Origin of the sequence: Woodsholea maritima DSM 17123 (assembly GCF_000382325.1) — a bacterium.
GTDB classification, from domain to species: Bacteria; Pseudomonadota; Alphaproteobacteria; order Caulobacterales; family Maricaulaceae; genus Woodsholea; species Woodsholea maritima.
In genome coordinates this window covers 827,885-843,281 of sequence record NZ_KB908056.1, presented here as the reverse complement: position 1 = coordinate 843,281, position 15,397 = coordinate 827,885, and the positions used below count along the sequence as shown (strand labels likewise).

General features: G+C 55.8%; 15 protein-coding genes. 8 read left to right on the top strand and 7 right to left on the bottom strand.

What is annotated here, in order from left to right; genetic code table 11:
- Positions 1-10: 10 nt before the first annotated feature.
- Positions 11-1,207: a DNA replication/repair protein RecF gene (gene recF, locus H151_RS0103950; protein WP_019960338.1), complete on the top strand. Its 1,197-nt coding sequence runs from the start codon at positions 11-13 to the stop codon at positions 1,205-1,207.
- Here the strand turns inward: recF and H151_RS0103945 are convergent.
- The gene (locus H151_RS0103945; RefSeq protein WP_019960337.1) at positions 1,204-1,959 is read right to left on the bottom strand and encodes a CPBP family intramembrane glutamic endopeptidase; all 756 of its coding nucleotides are present in this window, start codon (positions 1,957-1,959) and stop codon (positions 1,204-1,206) included. The genes recF and H151_RS0103945 overlap by 4 nt on opposite strands.
- A gap of 87 nt (positions 1,960-2,046) precedes the next feature.
- Here H151_RS0103945 and H151_RS16840 point away from each other — a divergent pair, with 87 nt between their 5' ends.
- The 4 genes from H151_RS16840 (at position 2,047) to gyrB (ending at position 6,667) form a co-directional block, all read left to right on the top strand.
- Positions 2,047-2,685 (top strand): TetR/AcrR family transcriptional regulator, encoded by a 639-nt coding sequence (locus tag H151_RS16840; protein WP_169336701.1) that lies wholly within the window; start codon positions 2,047-2,049, stop codon positions 2,683-2,685.
- Positions 2,686-2,774: 89 nt separating this feature from the next.
- Complete coding sequence (locus tag H151_RS0103935; RefSeq protein WP_019960335.1) at positions 2,775-3,539, top strand: SDR family oxidoreductase; 765 nt, start codon at positions 2,775-2,777, stop codon at positions 3,537-3,539.
- An 89-nt stretch (positions 3,540-3,628) separates the two neighbouring features.
- A complete protein-coding gene (locus H151_RS0103930) occupies positions 3,629-4,252 on the top strand; it encodes a LysE family translocator (RefSeq protein ID WP_019960334.1) in 624 nt (207 codons plus the stop codon).
- 9 nt (positions 4,253-4,261) lie between these two features.
- Positions 4,262-6,667: a DNA topoisomerase (ATP-hydrolyzing) subunit B gene (gene gyrB / locus H151_RS0103925; RefSeq protein ID WP_019960333.1), complete on the top strand. Its 2,406-nt coding sequence runs from the start codon at positions 4,262-4,264 to the stop codon at positions 6,665-6,667.
- Between the two features lie 57 nt (positions 6,668-6,724).
- Here the strand turns inward: gyrB and H151_RS0103920 are convergent, their stop codons facing one another.
- Positions 6,725-7,030 carry a winged helix-turn-helix domain-containing protein gene (locus H151_RS0103920; protein ID WP_019960332.1) on the bottom strand — a complete coding sequence of 102 codons (306 nt, stop codon included), beginning with the start codon at positions 7,028-7,030 and terminating at the stop codon, positions 6,725-6,727.
- 32 nt (positions 7,031-7,062) lie between these two features.
- Positions 7,063-7,284 carry a hypothetical protein gene (locus H151_RS0103915; RefSeq protein WP_019960331.1) on the bottom strand — a complete coding sequence of 74 codons (222 nt, stop codon included), beginning with the start codon at positions 7,282-7,284 and terminating at the stop codon, positions 7,063-7,065.
- 556 nt (positions 7,285-7,840) lie between these two features.
- Between H151_RS0103915 and H151_RS0103910 the strand changes: the two genes are divergently transcribed.
- Positions 7,841-8,053, top strand: a complete 213-nt coding sequence (locus tag H151_RS0103910; protein ID WP_019960330.1) for a cold-shock protein — start codon at positions 7,841-7,843, stop codon at positions 8,051-8,053.
- Positions 8,054-8,119: 66 nt separating this feature from the next.
- Here the strand turns inward: H151_RS0103910 and H151_RS0103905 are convergent, their stop codons facing one another.
- Both H151_RS0103905 and H151_RS0103900 read right to left on the bottom strand, forming a co-directional pair.
- Positions 8,120-9,172, bottom strand: coding sequence for a glycerophosphodiester phosphodiesterase family protein (locus tag H151_RS0103905; RefSeq protein WP_019960329.1), 1,053 nt, complete (start codon positions 9,170-9,172; stop codon positions 8,120-8,122).
- Positions 9,173-9,279: 107 nt separating this feature from the next.
- Entirely contained in the window at positions 9,280-9,501 is a 222-nt protein-coding gene (locus H151_RS0103900; protein WP_019960328.1) for a hypothetical protein, read from the bottom strand.
- Positions 9,502-9,663: 162 nt separating this feature from the next.
- On the opposite strand from H151_RS0103900, the gene H151_RS0103890 reads away from it, so the two are divergent.
- A complete protein-coding gene (locus H151_RS0103890) occupies positions 9,664-11,661 on the top strand; it encodes a transglycosylase domain-containing protein (protein ID WP_019960326.1) in 1,998 nt (665 codons plus the stop codon).
- Positions 11,662-11,769: 108 nt separating this feature from the next.
- Positions 11,770-13,335 carry a hypothetical protein gene (locus tag H151_RS0103885; protein WP_019960325.1) on the top strand — a complete coding sequence of 522 codons (1,566 nt, stop codon included), beginning with the start codon at positions 11,770-11,772 and terminating at the stop codon, positions 13,333-13,335.
- 82 nt (positions 13,336-13,417) lie between these two features.
- On the opposite strand, the gene H151_RS0103880 is transcribed toward H151_RS0103885, so the two are convergent.
- Together H151_RS0103880 and H151_RS0103875 are read right to left on the bottom strand one after the other, a co-directional pair.
- Positions 13,418-14,698, bottom strand: a complete 1,281-nt coding sequence (locus tag H151_RS0103880; protein ID WP_019960324.1) for a polyhydroxyalkanoate depolymerase — start codon at positions 14,696-14,698, stop codon at positions 13,418-13,420.
- Positions 14,699-14,745: 47 nt separating this feature from the next.
- Complete coding sequence (locus tag H151_RS0103875; RefSeq protein ID WP_019960323.1) at positions 14,746-15,381, bottom strand: SCO family protein; 636 nt, start codon at positions 15,379-15,381, stop codon at positions 14,746-14,748.
- Positions 15,382-15,397: the final 16 nt, after the last annotated feature.

Below are 15,397 nucleotides of genomic sequence, written 5' to 3'. Positions count from 1 at the left end.
GACGCTCTTGATGGCGAATGACGCCTTAGATGACGCGCTTTCTTCTTTCACGCCCGCCCCGGATCACCCCAGGGCGGGCGTGACGCGTTTGCGCCTGACGCAATTTCGCAATTATGAAAGCCTTGATTTGGGGCTGAATACGCGCCCGGTCTGTCTGATCGGTGAAAACGGGGCCGGGAAAACCAATCTGGTCGAAGCGGTTTCCTTTCTGGGGCCGGGCCGGGGCCTGCGCGCCAGCGGGGCCCAGGCCGTGATGCGCAATAGCGAAGATGCCTATGGCGTCTGGGGCATTTATGCCGAGGTTGAAACCCGTGATGGCGCGATGCGGGTCGCCACGGGCGCTGATCCTGATCAGCCGGGCCGTCGGCGCACCCGATTGGAAGGCGAAGCGGCCACGCAATCTGAACTCGCGCGTCTTCTGCCCATGATGTGGTTGACCCCGCGCGAAGATCGCCTTTGGGCCGGTCCGCGTAGTGACCGGATGCGGTTTTTTGATCGCATGGTCTTGGCCGCCGATCCCGCCCATGCGCAGGCCGCCAGCGCTTATGAGAAGGCGCAGAAAAATCGCCAAAAGCTTCTGGATGTCGAACGTGAAACCGGTCGGCGCGCCGATGGTGATTGGCTGAAAATCCTAGAGCGTGAAATGGCCGAATTCGGTGTTGCCATGGCGGCCGCGCGTTTGGAGACTTTGGTTCATCTGCAAAGTGAGATTGATCAGCGCGCCAAAAGCGCCTTTCCCAAGGCCGATCTCAGCCTGGATGGTATGATAGAGGTACAGCTGTCTGAAGGCGCAAAAGCCGGCGATGTTGAAGATGGGTTTGCGAGTGAACTGGCCCGGGTTCGCCCGCGCGATGGCGCGGCGGGGCGGGCCTTGAGCGGGCCTCACCGGACTGAGCTTTCGGTGCGCCATCGCGAAAAAAATCAAGCCGCCGCGGAATGTTCAACCGGCGAACAAAAGGCGCTGGTGCTGGGTCTGGCCCTGGCTCAGGCCCGCGCACTGCGCCATGTCAAAGGCGTGATCCCGATCTTGATCTTTGATGAGGCGTGCGCCCATCTTGATCAGGCGCGCCGCGATGGCTTGGCCGAAGCGATTTTAGATATTGGTGCCCAGGCCTGGATGACCGGGGTGGATGAGGCGCTGTTTTCGGGCTTCGGTGAAGGGGCCCAGCGCTTCAAGGTTGATGAGGGCTGTGTGAGCGCGCTTTAAGCCGGGCTCATCTGTGCATCTTTTTCTTCAAAGGCATCGACTAATTTGAACTGCCCTCCCGCGACCATATCCACCAAGACATGGACCAAGATCACAGGCCATAGCGATTGGCCGATGACAAAGATCACGGTGAGCAGGATTGAAATCGGTAGGATCGTGATCATGCCTTTCAGTCCTTGATAGACATGGCCGAGGATGAACCAGATAAGAGCGAATATTGCGGCCAACCAGAGCGGTGCGATCAGAGCTAAAGCGCCAATCATAAAGCCTCGGAAGACAATCTCTTCAGTAATACCGGCGGTTAAAGACAGGCCTTGAAAGCGGGCATGGTCTTTTTCAGTTCTAGGCCGGATGAGGTCGAGATCTGCGGCCGTTTCAAACTGTTGGCGCATGGAGATGCGGGACGGCGCATGCAGGGCCGCAGCGATCAGGGTATAGATGAGATATGTAATAATCATGCCGCTCAGGCCCCAACTGATCCAAGCGCGCCACCCTGTGGGTAGACGAAAGCCCAGTTGAGCCCAACTTAAATCAGAAACATGCCAGCAGATGAGACAGATCAGAGCAAGGCTCCATAGCAAAACCATAGCGCTATTGTAGTGTTTGAGCCGATCAATCTGGACCCCTTTGGCGCGTTGAGCGCGGGTGAACAAATCTTTGATCATGCTAAAAACCAGGAAAAGTGTGACGAGGCCTAACCCGATCACCAGGCTGGGCTGTTGCAGGAGCGCGCTTAGGTCGAGCATTGACATGACGGGGACTTCCTTCATCAAAGGGGAGAATAATCCTCAAGATAATTGTGAATGCGAATTCGCATTCACAATTATGGAAAAGATGAAATGAGTCAAGGTATAAAACCGGCCCGCCAGGCCCGATCCGAAGAAACGCGGACTAAGCTTTTAAAAGCGTTCGGTGATTTGCTGCGTGAGAAAAGCTTTGATGATCTTACGGTCAGTGAGATTGCCGCACATGCAGGCCTCGCCGTGGGTACCGTGTATCGCCGGTTTGAGAATAAAGACGCCTTCATTCCGGTTATTTTCGAACTTTATGGGGAGCGCTTAGCCGCCTTTCATAACCAATATGCAGACCTTCATAGTCAGGCTGAGGGCCTCTATGCGGCGATCCGAGTCAATCTGGAGCTCAATTGGCGCTTCATTCTCAGTGAAACCCCCTTGGTGCGTTCAGCCTATATGTATGGGCGTTTGCGCCCTGATCTGGTGGGTGAGGAATGGGATGGCAAGCTTCGGGCCGCGCGGGACGCAGCAATTGCCTATCTCAACAATTACCCCGACGAGATTAATCAACCCGTTGAGCGTGCGGGTGAAATCTTGGTCTATATGGTGAATACGGTTCTCGTTGAAAAAGCGCTCTACCCCAATGAGGGCGCTGCGGCAGCTTTAAGCTTGTGCGATGAGGCATTTTTAGATGCTATGGCGAACGCGGTTTATGGGGCGGTATGCGCTAAGCCTCATCCCTAATCCTTTAAGGCTTTTAATCGCAATAAACGTATATTTTGCGCCTTTCGTCCATGCGAAGGCCCCCTCATCGCTATGTATGGAGGACTGTCATGGGATATTTATCAGGCAAAACCGCGCTCATCGTTGGGGCCAGTGCTGGGATTGGAGAGGCGTGTGCGCGCTTGTTTGCGCGTGAAGGCGCAAATTTAGTCTTGGGTGCACGCGGGAAAGATCGCTTAGAGGTTTTGGCGCGCGATCTGCGCAGCACTGGGGTAGAGGTCGCAACCCTGGCCGGGGATGCCAGCGATCCAGATTTTGGTCTGGCCTTGGCTGATTTGGCGACGACCCGTTTTGGGCATCTTCATATTGCGCTCAACAATGCCGGTATTCTGGGTGAGCGTCCGGCGTTTTTGGATATGACGCTGGACGAATGGCGCAGGGTTTTGGCGAATAATCTCGATTCCGCTTTTTACGGTGCGCGCGCACAGATTCCGCATCTTTTAAAGGAAAAGGGAGGGTCATTGATCTTCACCTCCAGCTTTGTGGGTCTTCGCAATGGCATGCCCAATATGTCGGCCTATGGTACTGCGAAGGCGGCTTTGGGCGGTTTAGTCAAATGCCTGGCCAGTGAGTTTGGGGCGCAGGGCCTGCGCATCAATGGCTTGGTGCCCGGCGGCATTGACACCGATATGGCGCGTGAATTTGCCGATACCCCCGACATGATTGAATTTGTCAAAGGCCTTCATGCCATGAAACGATTGGGGACACCGGATGAAGTGGCCCAGGGCGCGCTTTATCTCGCCTCGGATCTTTCCAGCTTCACCACCGGCTCAATGCTGTTTTGTGATGGGGGTGTTTCGATCAGCAAGGTTTAAGTCCCAAGCCAAAAGTGCGCGCATGTGTAGTGGCCCCCTTCAATCGGGCAAAGCGATAGACTTATATCCGCTCGTCAAAGGGGGTGCACATGGATTTGCATAATCTCGTTTTATTTGCCGGGGCCATTTTAGTCCTGTTCTTCACCCCTGGTCCGGGTATCGCCGCCATGATCGCGCGCACCTTGCAAAGTGGGCCGCGCCATGGTGCGATCTATGGCCTGGGTATTTTGTCAGGCGATATTTTTTGGCTGACCTTGGCGGTTTTGGGTTTATCCAGTCTCAGTGATGTATTGGGGCCTTATGCAATCGCGATAAAACTCATTGGCGGCGCGTTTTTGCTCTGGATGGCCTATGGCGCATTTCACAGCGCTCTACGTCCACAAGCGGACATTAAGCCGCCTTTGATCAAAGGCCGATTAGGGCTTTTGGCGACCTATATGACCGGGATTGCCATGCCACTGTCCAATCCCAAGGCAATTGTGTTTTATCTTTCATTTCTGCCGGCCTTTTTTGATTTAAGCCAGGTGCACCTGATGGATTATCTATCCATGGTTATCATCATGTTTTTATTGTTTATCTTGTGGGTGATCGTCTATGTGGGCCTGGCGCATAAAGCGCGCGATTATCTTCTGAAGCCCAAGGTGAAGCGCTATGGCGATTTTGCCACCGGTTTTGTGATGCTAGGCGTGGCGGGTTTGCTTTTGATCAAGTAGACTTCGCCCATGTCAGAAAACACGAATCAGGAATACGGCGCAGACTCCATTAAGGTCCTTAAGGGGCTGGATGCCGTTCGCAAACGTCCGGGCATGTATATCGGGGATACCGATGATGGTTCGGGCCTGCATCACATGGTCTATGAAGTCGTGGATAACGCCATTGACGAGGCGTTGGCCGGCCATTGTTCAACCGTCACGGTGATCTTGCACGCCGATGGTTCGGCCAGTGTCGCCGATGATGGACGCGGCATTCCGACCGCCATCCACGAAGGTGAAGGCGTCTCGGCGGCTCAGGTCATCATGACCCAGCTGCATGCGGGGGGTAAGTTCGACCAGAACTCCTATAAAGTCTCGGGCGGTCTTCACGGCGTGGGCGTGTCCGTGGTCAATGCGCTCTCGGATTGGTTGGAGCTGACGATCTGGCGCAATGGTTTGGAACACCAGATGCGTTTCCTGCGCGGTGATCCGGAAAATGGCCAGGACCTGAAGGTTATTGGCGAGGCCAAAGGCCAAAAGGGTACGCGCGTGCGCTTCATGCCTTCAGAGGAAACCTTCTCTGACATCGTTTTTGTGCGCGAGCGCTTGCATCACCGCCTGCGTGAGCTGGCCTTCTTGAACTCCGGTGTGAGAATCGTGCTGCGCGATGAACGCGAGGCCGAACCGGTTGAAGAAGTGATGAATTATGAAGGCGGCGTCGGGGCGTTTGTCAAACATCTCGACCGGGCCAAAACCCCTATTTTCCCCGATCCGATCATCCTGTCGGGCGAGCGCGAAGGCGTCAGTGTTGAAGCGGCGATGCAGTGGAATGACAGCTATCATGAAAATGTGCTGTGCTTCACCAATAACATCCCCCAACGCGATGGCGGCACGCACTTGGCGGGGTTCCGCGGCGCGCTGACCCGTTTGATCAATCAATATGCGGCGAGCTCTGGCATCGCGGCGAAATCCAAGGTGGCGATCACCGGCGATGATGCGCGTGAGGGTTTGACCTGTGTGTTGTCGGTAAAGGTGCCAGATCCTAAATTCTCCAGCCAAACCAAAGACAAGCTGGTCTCGTCTGAAGTGCGTCCGGCCGTAGAGGGCTCGGTCTTTGAGGCCTTGGCGGAATGGTTTGAGGAACATCCGGTAGAAGCCAAGCAGGTTGTGTCCAAGATCGTTGAGGCGGCTGCGGCGCGCGAGGCCGCGCGTAAGGCGCGTGAACTGACCCGGCGTAAATCGGCGCTCGATATCACATCGCTGCCCGGTAAGCTGGCCGATTGTCAGGAAAAAGATCCTGCCAAGTCCGAGCTGTTCATCGTCGAGGGCGATTCAGCCGGCGGCTCTGCCAAACAGGGACGTAATCGCGAAAACCAGGCCGTCTTGCCTCTCCGTGGTAAGATTTTGAACGTCGAGCGCGCGCGCTTTGATAAAATGCTGTCCTCAGATCAGGTCGGCACCTTGATTACGGCGCTGGGCACCGGGATCGGGCGCGATCAGATTGATTACAATAAGCTACGCTATCATAAAGTCATCATCATGACCGATGCGGACGTTGATGGCGCGCATATTCGTACCTTGCTCCTGACTTTCTTCTATCGCCAGATGCCGGAACTGATCGAGCGCGGCTATCTCTATATTGCGGAGCCTCCGCTTTATAAAGTCACGCGGGGCCGCTCTGAGCGCTATATGAAAGATCAGCCGGAAATGGATCAGTCCCTCATTGAGGAGGGCTGTTCCGAGGCGAGCTTGACCCTGTCCACGGGGGAGACGATCACCGGTGAAGACTTGGCGGAACGCGTGCGTGTGGCGCGCGGCTTTGTCTTGAACTTGGCCCGGCTTCGCGCGCGGGCACCGGCCTTCGCGTTGGAGGCGGCCGCCCTAGCCGGAGCATTGCATATTGATGTAACCGCCGAACAGGCTGCCGCTACGGCAACGCTGTTGGACCGGAGCGCCGATGAAGGCGAAGACGGCTGGTCAGGCCACGTCAATGAAGCGGGCGATTTGGTGCTGAGCCGTGAAGTGCGCGGTGTGACCGAGACGGTGATTTTGGATGACAAAATCCTCGCCACGCCGGATGCCAAACGCCTGATGGACCGTGCCAATGAGATCCGGCCGGACTTTGAAAAAGGCCCCGCGCAATTCCTGCGTAAGGGTGAGGAAACGGTGATCTATGGGCCATGGAGCCTGGTGGAAACCGTGACCAAGGCCGGTGCCAAAGGCATGAAGATCCAGCGTTATAAGGGTCTGGGCGAGATGAACCCGGATCAATTGTGGGAAACCACGCTGGATCCCGAAGCACGCTCTTTGATGCGCGTTAGCGTTCAAGAAGCCGATGTGGCCGATGATCTCTTCGCTAAATTGATGGGCGATGTGGTCGAACCGCGCCGCGACTTCATTCAAGAATTTGCCTTGGAAGCCGAGGTCGACGCTTAAGCGCTCTGTGTGCTGAATTGAAACACCATAAAGGCCGGATGGGTTATCATCCGGCCTTTAAGGTTGTGGTTTGACCCCACCCAATAGGGCATCGAGCGCGGTGATATATTCGGCCAAGGCCGCGCGGCCTGTCTGAGTTAACCTTACCAAGGTCAAGGGCTTACGCGCTTTGAATTGCTTTTCGATGGCGATATAGCCCGCATCTTCAAGCTTTCGAAGATGGACGGAGAGATTGCCCTGGGTGGTTTCCAGCACGGTTTTAAGCTCAGTAAAGTCAGCCGCCTCTACATTGGCGAGATAGGTCACAACGCCCAGCCATATGCGTCCATGGATAACGTCATCAATTTTGGAAATACCGCTCACAAGCTTACCCTATCACCGCCGTGCGAGCTGGATCAGAACTGCGCCGGGTAGGTCAGATCGGAAACGTAAATTTGGCCCGCCATCATCAGCGGTAGGGTTGCCCGGCTCAAGCGGTTTTTAATGAAGCCGCCCATCAGGAAAAAAAGACTCATTCTAAACAGGTAGGTGACGAAGAAAATTTTGGCAAAGGCGGGAGGGGGCTGGCACCAAGGACGGGCCAGAAGGCCATGCCCGTTGCACCCCATCGAGTGCATGCAGGCGCTCGAACGGGGCGAAAGTCGAGAGTGCGGACATCAAAAAAGCTCCAAGCTGTAACTTTATCGACGCGCATCTCAGATAAGTTTTAAAAGCACATAAGTCTATTGAAAATTAGGTGCAGGGCGAGGTTTGTGGGTGCGTTTGAGTGAAAGCAAAAGGTGAATCTATTGTTTTTATTAATTTTTTTATTGAAACTCAGATGGTCGGATGATTTGGAGAAGTGGGTTTATACGCCCCTTAAGATCTATAATTGAGCGCATTTAGCGTTGCTGAATTATCGCACTATTTGCAATTTTAAGGAAAAAAGCAGGTCGCTTGCCCCTCTTCGGTGAACAGGCCTTGTGACCCCTCAAGGGTTAAGGCATACTCTCCCGCGTACGGGCGGCCTAGCTTTGGCCCGGCGGAATACTGATACTGTGCTTATGCGTCATCTCGCTTACTCGCGGACAGCCTTCCCCGACTATCGACGTCCGTTATGCCAATTCTTTGGACGCTAGAATTGGGGACATGATGACGCGCTGGACGCAGCGCAGTACTGTATTAGGACTGAACATGACAACTGGCGTTGTTAAATTCTTCAACGAAACCAAAGGTTTCGGCTTCATTACCCCTGATGATGGTGGCAAGGACGTTTTCGTTCATATCACCGCTGTTCAAGCTGCCGGTTTGGCTGCGCTGAGCGATGGCCAAAAAGTGTCTTTCGAGACCGAGCCAGACAAGCGCGGTAAAGGCCCAAAGGCTGTTAACCTGGAAGTGAACGGCTAATCTTCGCCCTCACGACACAGATTTGCGCGGCGCTCTCTCACGAGAGCGCCGCGTTTATTTTTGGGGCTAGTTATCTTGAGCTTGGCTCATATCCGCGCGTACGGCCAGGCCCGTGGCCGGGAAATCCGTAAAGACCCCATCGACGCCCAAGCCAAAGATATGACGAAACTCTTCGTCGCTGGTCACGAAGGGCGCACCGACATCATCATCGCGCACCGTCCAGGTGTGGACATAGAGGCCTGCCGCATGGGCGGCTTCGACATAGCCGGTGGGTGAGCCATCGTCTTCGCTATATAACGCATACTTATAAGGCGCGATGACCTCGGCGAAGCTGGCAACGCGATCCATATCATAGCCGCGTTCAGCCAGATCACCGCCATCTAACATGGCCAGGCGTACAGGGCTTTCAGCGTTCAGACGCTCTAAAAATTCCGGATCAAAAGACTGAATGATGATCGGCGCATCGGCGCGGTTCAAATCATAGGCGTGGAGGGCAGCGAGAAGTGGCCCCATCGGGTCGAGCCCCACAGCGGCATGCTCGGCGGGGGCTTTGACTTCAGGCTCGATGGTGATGGTACAATCGCATGCGGCTTGCTCGCTGGCGACAAAGTCCAAAAACTCTTCAAAGGTCAGGACTTCATCTTGACCATCAAAGTCTTCTCCGCGTGAGGGGCGGGTTTGGCGCGCGCGCAGGGTTTTGATCTCCTCCAGGGTGAAATCAATCGCCCACCAGTCTTCATGATCAAACAGGGTGCGGCGACGATCGGCAAATTCTGGATGATTGGCGACATCGGTACTGTCAGAGAGATAGCCATCATGACGGATGATCAAAACCCCATCGCGGGTCATCACCAGATCAGGCTCAATAATATCCGCGCCTTGATCCAGGGCGCGTTTATAGGCGCTCAGCGTATGTTCTGGGCGTTCGCCGCTGGCCCCGCGGTGGGCGATGATCAAAGGCGCTTGCCCCTTTAGGGTCTGCCAGTGCGGCGCGGTGCTGTCTGCGCCTACGTGATCTACCGTCTCAGTGGGCGCTTCGCCTTGTGGGGCATGGCATGCCACCAACATCAATGAGGCGCTTAAGCCCGATGCCAAAGCCCAAGAAAATTTAACGGTCATGATACCCCCCAGAACCAAAGTCTGAGAAGCGATCATAAAACACGCCGCGCGCGGGGGGGAGGGTTTTCCGGCCCCCGTCGCTGAAACGTCATGAGGAATGGGAGCGCTTAATACCCGCCGCGCCCGCGTGGATCGATGGGTTGATCACCAGGAATGGAACTGGCTGGTTCTGCCGGTGTGCAATAAGGCCAGCTGCCGCCGCGCATTTCACGATCGCCGCACGTGCTGGGGTGATCGGGCAGATTGGCGCAGGCGCTCAACCCGACAAGGCCTAAGCCCATAAAAACAAAGGCCAGCGCCCGGCGTGAACGGTTTAAAAGATGCATCATGATCGCATTCCCCTCATCTGGCGGGCATACTCTCTATCTTCCGGCCAAAGCGCAAGCATCGAAAGGTGTAAAACCTTTGATTAAGGTTCACGCGGCCTTAACCGGAATGATGTGTTGTAGGCAGGGCACGCTTTTGTGGCCAAAGCCTATGGACCGGCAGGAATGACCCGACGTTCTTCGCGAAAAACGCCGCCTCATGGCGCGCGCCATACCAAAACCGTGCGTAAACCCCGCTTTGGCTGGGCGTTTTGGCTACGCTTGACCGCCTGTGGGGTGATCATTGGCATGCTGGGTGTGGGCGCTGTGGTCATCGGGTTGGCGCGCGATCTGCCTGATACATCGGCCTTGGTGGCGGCCCCGCGCACGGCGTCTTATACGTTGATGGACCGTCAGGGCCGGATGATTACCCAGCGTGGCCAGGGCATAGGTGAGCCTTTGACGGCGGATACCTTGCCGCGACGCTTGGCCGATGCCGTGATCGCGGTCGAGGACCGGCGTTTCTATAGTCATTTTGGCATTGATCCCATCGGCATGGCGCGTGCGGCCTTTATCAATATGCGCGCAGGCTATGTGGTGCAGGGCGGCTCCACGATTACCCAGCAATTGGCCAAGAACCTGTTTCTCAGCTCTGAGCGGACCTATAAACGTAAAGCGCAGGAGATCTTGCTGGCTTTGTGGCTGGAGCGTCGCTTTACCAAGGATGAGATCTTGGCGCTCTATCTCAACCGGGTGTATTTCGGCGCGGGCTCTTATGGCGCGGATGCGGCGGCGCGGCGCTATTTTGGTCATGGTGCGCGCGATTTATCCATCGGCGAAGCGGCCTTGCTGGCGGGGCTGTTGAAAGCCCCCTCGCGTTATTCCCCGGCGATGGATGCGCATCGCGCGGCGGTGCGCGCTACAGTGGTGCTCGACTTGATGCTGGATACCGGCCGGATCAGCGAAGCCGAACGCTTGGAAGCGGCGAACACACCGATACGGGTTTCACGCGGGGCGTCCAGCCCCGGTGCGGGCTGGTTTGCCGATTGGATCACCAGTCAGGTGCGCGAGGAGGTCGGCACCCAGACCCAGGACTTGATCATTCACACCACCCTGGATGTCGATGCGCAGCGTGCGGGTGAATATGCGATGTCGAGTGTTCTCAACGAAGGTGATCTGGCGCGCGGGGCCCAAGAAGGTGCGCTGGTGGCGCTTGATACGACGGGCGGGGTTTTGGCGCTGGTGGGCGGGCGTGATTATGCGACATCGCCCTATAATCGCGCGGTCAGTGCCCATCGCCAGCCGGGCTCTGCGTTTAAGGCCTTTGTCTATGCCTCGGCCTTTGAAGGCGGGCTTTATCCTGAAGACATTTATGTTGATAGCCCGGTCAGCTTTGGCACTTACACCCCGCAGAATTACAATGATAAATACGAAGGCCTGATGAATTTGGAAACGGCCTTTGCCAAATCCTCCAACTCCATCGCGGTTCAGGTCGCAGAAAGTATCGGGCGCGCCAATGTGCTCAGAACCGCGCAGCGCCTGGGCATTGAAAGCCGTCTGGAAAATACTCATGCGCTGTCTTTGGGGGCCTATGAAGTTACCCCGATTGAGATGGCCTCGGCTTATGCGCCCTTCATGAATGGCGGGTATCGCACGCCTGCTTATGCGATTACGCGCATTGAGACTTTAGAGGGCCGCGTGTTGTATGAACGCCCAATGATGCAGGGCGATCTCGTCTTGGCCCCGCGGGTCCAGCGCGATATGCGGCGCTTGTTTGGGGCCGTGGTTGATCATGGCACGGGGCGCGGGGCGCGGGTTGAGGGGCGTTCGGTGTTTGGAAAGACTGGCACCACCAATGATAACCGCGATGCCTGGTTTGCCGGATGGGCCGATGGCATCGTGGCGAGCGTGTGGATGGGCAATGATGATGGCTCGTCCACCGATCATGGGGTCGGTGGGGCCGGCCCGGCGCGCGCCTTCTCGCGCTTTATCGCTTATGCCCCGATTTATCCAGGGGTTGAGGCTGAGGCCGAGCCGGTCCGCCAAGCGCCTTCGAGTTTGGAAGATCTTCTAACCGGTGCAATCCTGGCGCGTGATGGGGTGGGTGAGCGCGAGCCCGAGCCGCGCGAAGACGAAGATCAAAACGACCCAATTGGTTCGCTGCTTCAAAGCCTTGGCGGCTAATTCATTTAAAAACTTTTTACGCGAAGATTATCCTTTTGCCCTGCTATTTTCAAAAAAGCCTGTTATGTAGGGCGCAATGATCTGTCACGCCTTTGAAGGGGAAAGACGATGAAAGCATCTGCTTATGTATTGACCGGGGCTTTGGCTCTTGTGCTCGCCGCCTGCTCCAATCCTAGTGAAGACGTGCGCTCCAGCACCCATGCCGAAACTCAGATCACTGAGGATCAAGGCCTTGCCGCTTTGGCCCGGATGTATCTGGCGGATCAGGGCAAGGTGACCTGGGATGCGCGCACCTATGAAGATGGCGTCTTCACCTTCACCAATGTGCATATCACGGGTGGGGAAGAGGTTGGCGACACGCAATTGTCGAACCTGGTGATCGCTGCGCCGCGTCTGGAATTTGATGCTATTGTGTTTGACCGTGTCGCGATTGAGGGTCTTACGAGTGTGGATGGGGAGGAAACGCTCACCATCGCGCATATTGAGATTGATCATCCTGGTCAGATGCTGGCCGAAGCGGTAACGGCGGCGTTCGATGGGCGCGACTATCAGTATTCCGGCGACGTCACCGATGAGGTGATGGAGGGCTTTGGGCTGGAGCGTTTTCACCTTTCCGATCTGCACATGGTGTCTTCGGACCCTGAAGGGCCGAGTGATGTCAAGCTCGCTGCTTTGACCTTCGATAATCTGGGGGCCAATGGACTGGATGAGTTTTCCGCTGAAGGCTTCTCACTGGAGGGGGAAGATAAAGAGACCGGCCTGATTACGCTTCGCCTGGAGCGCATGGCCTTGGAAGGTCTGGGCACTGAGGTTGTTCGCCTGGCGCTGACATCCATGCTGCGTGAGGGTGAGGACGAGGCTGGGTCTTCGGCTCAGTTTAACTTCAATCCCGCAGAAGCGCTTGACCGTATGGTCATGACTGGGATGGATTTCAACATTGGCGGCTTGATCGCGCAAATGCCGCAAATGACCTATACCGCAGAGCGTAAGGGGGAGCAGTATGAGTTGGTTTCTTCCATCCCTTCTCTGATCGTGGGCGCTGATAATGCGCAACCTGTTGGGGCGCAGTTGGCGACGGGCCTGCAAATGCTGGGCTATGAGCAGCTTAATATCGCGATGGAAAGTCAGTCGATTTATGATCCGCAAACCGATCGTTCGCGGACTGAGGGCGATAATTATATCCTGATCGAAGATGCGGTACGTATTGATGTCGAACAGGATATTTCTGGTTATTTACGCTCACAGGACTTGCAATTTGCTGCGATAGCCAATGGCGAGATGAGCGATACCGGCATGTTGCCTGCGGAAGTCTATGATCCGCTTTTGATCCATGGTTTTGCCATGCATTTGCAAGACCAGTCTTTGCTGGAACGCGGTATCAATGCCGCCGCTGCCGCGCAAGGCGGCATGGACCCACGCGCCATGCGTCAACAGGCGGCCGCCATGGTGGCTTTCGGTATGGCGGCGGCTCCGGCTGAGCTGCCACGCCCGTTGGTGTCTCAAGTGGGCCAGGCCTTAGCGAATTTCATTCAGGATGGCGGTTCGATCCATATCGTGATGGATCCGGCCGAACCTGTTTCAATAGGTGCGATTATACGCGAAAGCCAAAGCGGCCAAACGCCGGACATTGAAAGCTGGGGTCTGACCATTACGGCTGAAGCGCCTGAAGAATAAGGCTGAAGCGTCTGTATTTAAGATAAAGGGCGCTGGAGAAGATCTCCGGCGCCCTTTACTTTTTTGTGCCGAGAAAGAAACCTTAAGCGGCTTTTTTCTTGATCTGGCGCTGGGCGTGCTTATCCCAGAATGCGCGCATCCGTGGGGCAATCTCCTCGCGGAACCGGCGACCATTGAAGACGCCATAATGGCCCACGCCCGGTTGTACCCAGTCTTCCCGCAGGCGATCGGGTAGGTTCTCACATAGATCGTGAGCGGCTTGGGTCTGGCCGATCCCAGAAATATCGTCTTTCTCACCCTCAACCGTCATCAAGGCGACATCGGTGATGGCTTCGGGGCGCACTGGGCGGCCTTCCCAGGTCATTTCCCCGCGTGCCAGCTTATGTTTCTGGAACACGTCGGAGATGGTTTGCAGGTAAAACTCTTCGCTCAAATCCATGACAGAGAGATATTCGTCATAGAAGCGGCGATGTTTTTCCGCATCCTCACCATCACCGGAGACCAGCTGGTTAAAGTATTGCTGGTGCGCATCCACATGGCGTTCAAAATTCATATTGATAAAGCCGGTCAGCTGTAAAAAGCCTGGATAGACCCGGCGCATGCCGCCGGGATAAATCGGGGGAACGGTATGGATCAGATTGTCGCGGAACCAGCTGAAGGGGCGATTTTCGGCCAATACATTGGGCACGGTGGGGGATTTGCGGGCATCAATGGGCGAGCCCATAAAGGTCATGGAGAGGGGGCGTGTTGGCTCCTCATCCTCCGCCATCAGGGCAATGGCGGCTAGGGTCGGCGGGCCGGGTTGGCACACGGCAACGACATTCACATCGGGGCCAATCTCGCGGATCATCCGGCGTACATAGTCGATATAATCATCAAGATCGAAGCGACCATCGCTGATCGGGACCATGCGCGCATCAGACCAATCGGTGATATAGACTTCACAATCGGGCAAGAAGGCCTCGACCGTGCCGCGCAGCAAGGTGGCATAATGGCCTGACATGGGCGCAACGATCATGACTTTAGGATCATGGATCTCAGCAACTTTAATCCCGCGCGCACGCGCCAGCTGGGCGCGATCCCGTTTGAAGTGAAGAAGTTGGCACCAGCTATCGGCCCAGACCGCTTCTTCTTTGATCTCTACCAGCTTTCCGTTCAGCTCCAGGGGGGAGATTTCCCAGTGGGGTTTACCGTAATTGCGGGTGATGGATTCAAACACATCGGCCGCAGCCGCCGTTGAGCGTCCGATCAGTGTATCACCGAAGGGGTTCCAGGGCGCACGCAGCGAGCGCCGGGTCATATTCGCTGCCGTGCGCCAGGGCATCAGGGCAGCGCGAGAGAATTCGTACATGGAATAGAGCATTGGACCTCCTGTCCACCGCACACCTCGTCTAGTCTTTCAACGCGCAACTATGCGGGATGATCCTCTAGAAAGTGTTGCAGGCGCTCAGCTATTTGTGCGGGCGCAAGATTGTCAGGGAAAATATCGGCAAAGCGACCTTCTCTATCCATCAGATAAATAAAGGAAGAATGGTCGATTAAGTATTCAGCAACGCTAGAATCAGTTTGTGCCTTGGAATAGTATACCCGATAGGCATTGGCCGCTTGGCGTACCTGTTCTGGGCTTCCGGTCAGGCCGATAAGCCCGTCTGGGAAGCTGGGTGAGCTGACATAGCTCGCCAATTGATCGGGGGTATCACGTTCGGGGTCAACACTGATCAAAATGGGCTGAAATTCACCCGCCTGGTCATCGGGTAATTGATCGAGGGCCGCGCCCATCAATTGCAACGACATCGGACAGACATCCGGGCAATAGGTGAAACCGAAATAAATCAACATGGCCTTGCCGCGAAAATCGCTATCACTGACGGTTTGGCCATGATGGTCGACTAAGGTGAAAGGTCCGCCAATGGCAGCCTCACCTGAGGTTCTGACCCCGCCGGTGCGAACGCCGGTGGCGTCTTCAGGTTGGGCCGGATTGCACGCTGAAACGCTTAAACCCATCAGGGCCGCGCAGCTGGCAATAAACAGTCTTCTGGTGCTCATAATTTTATCGTAACCC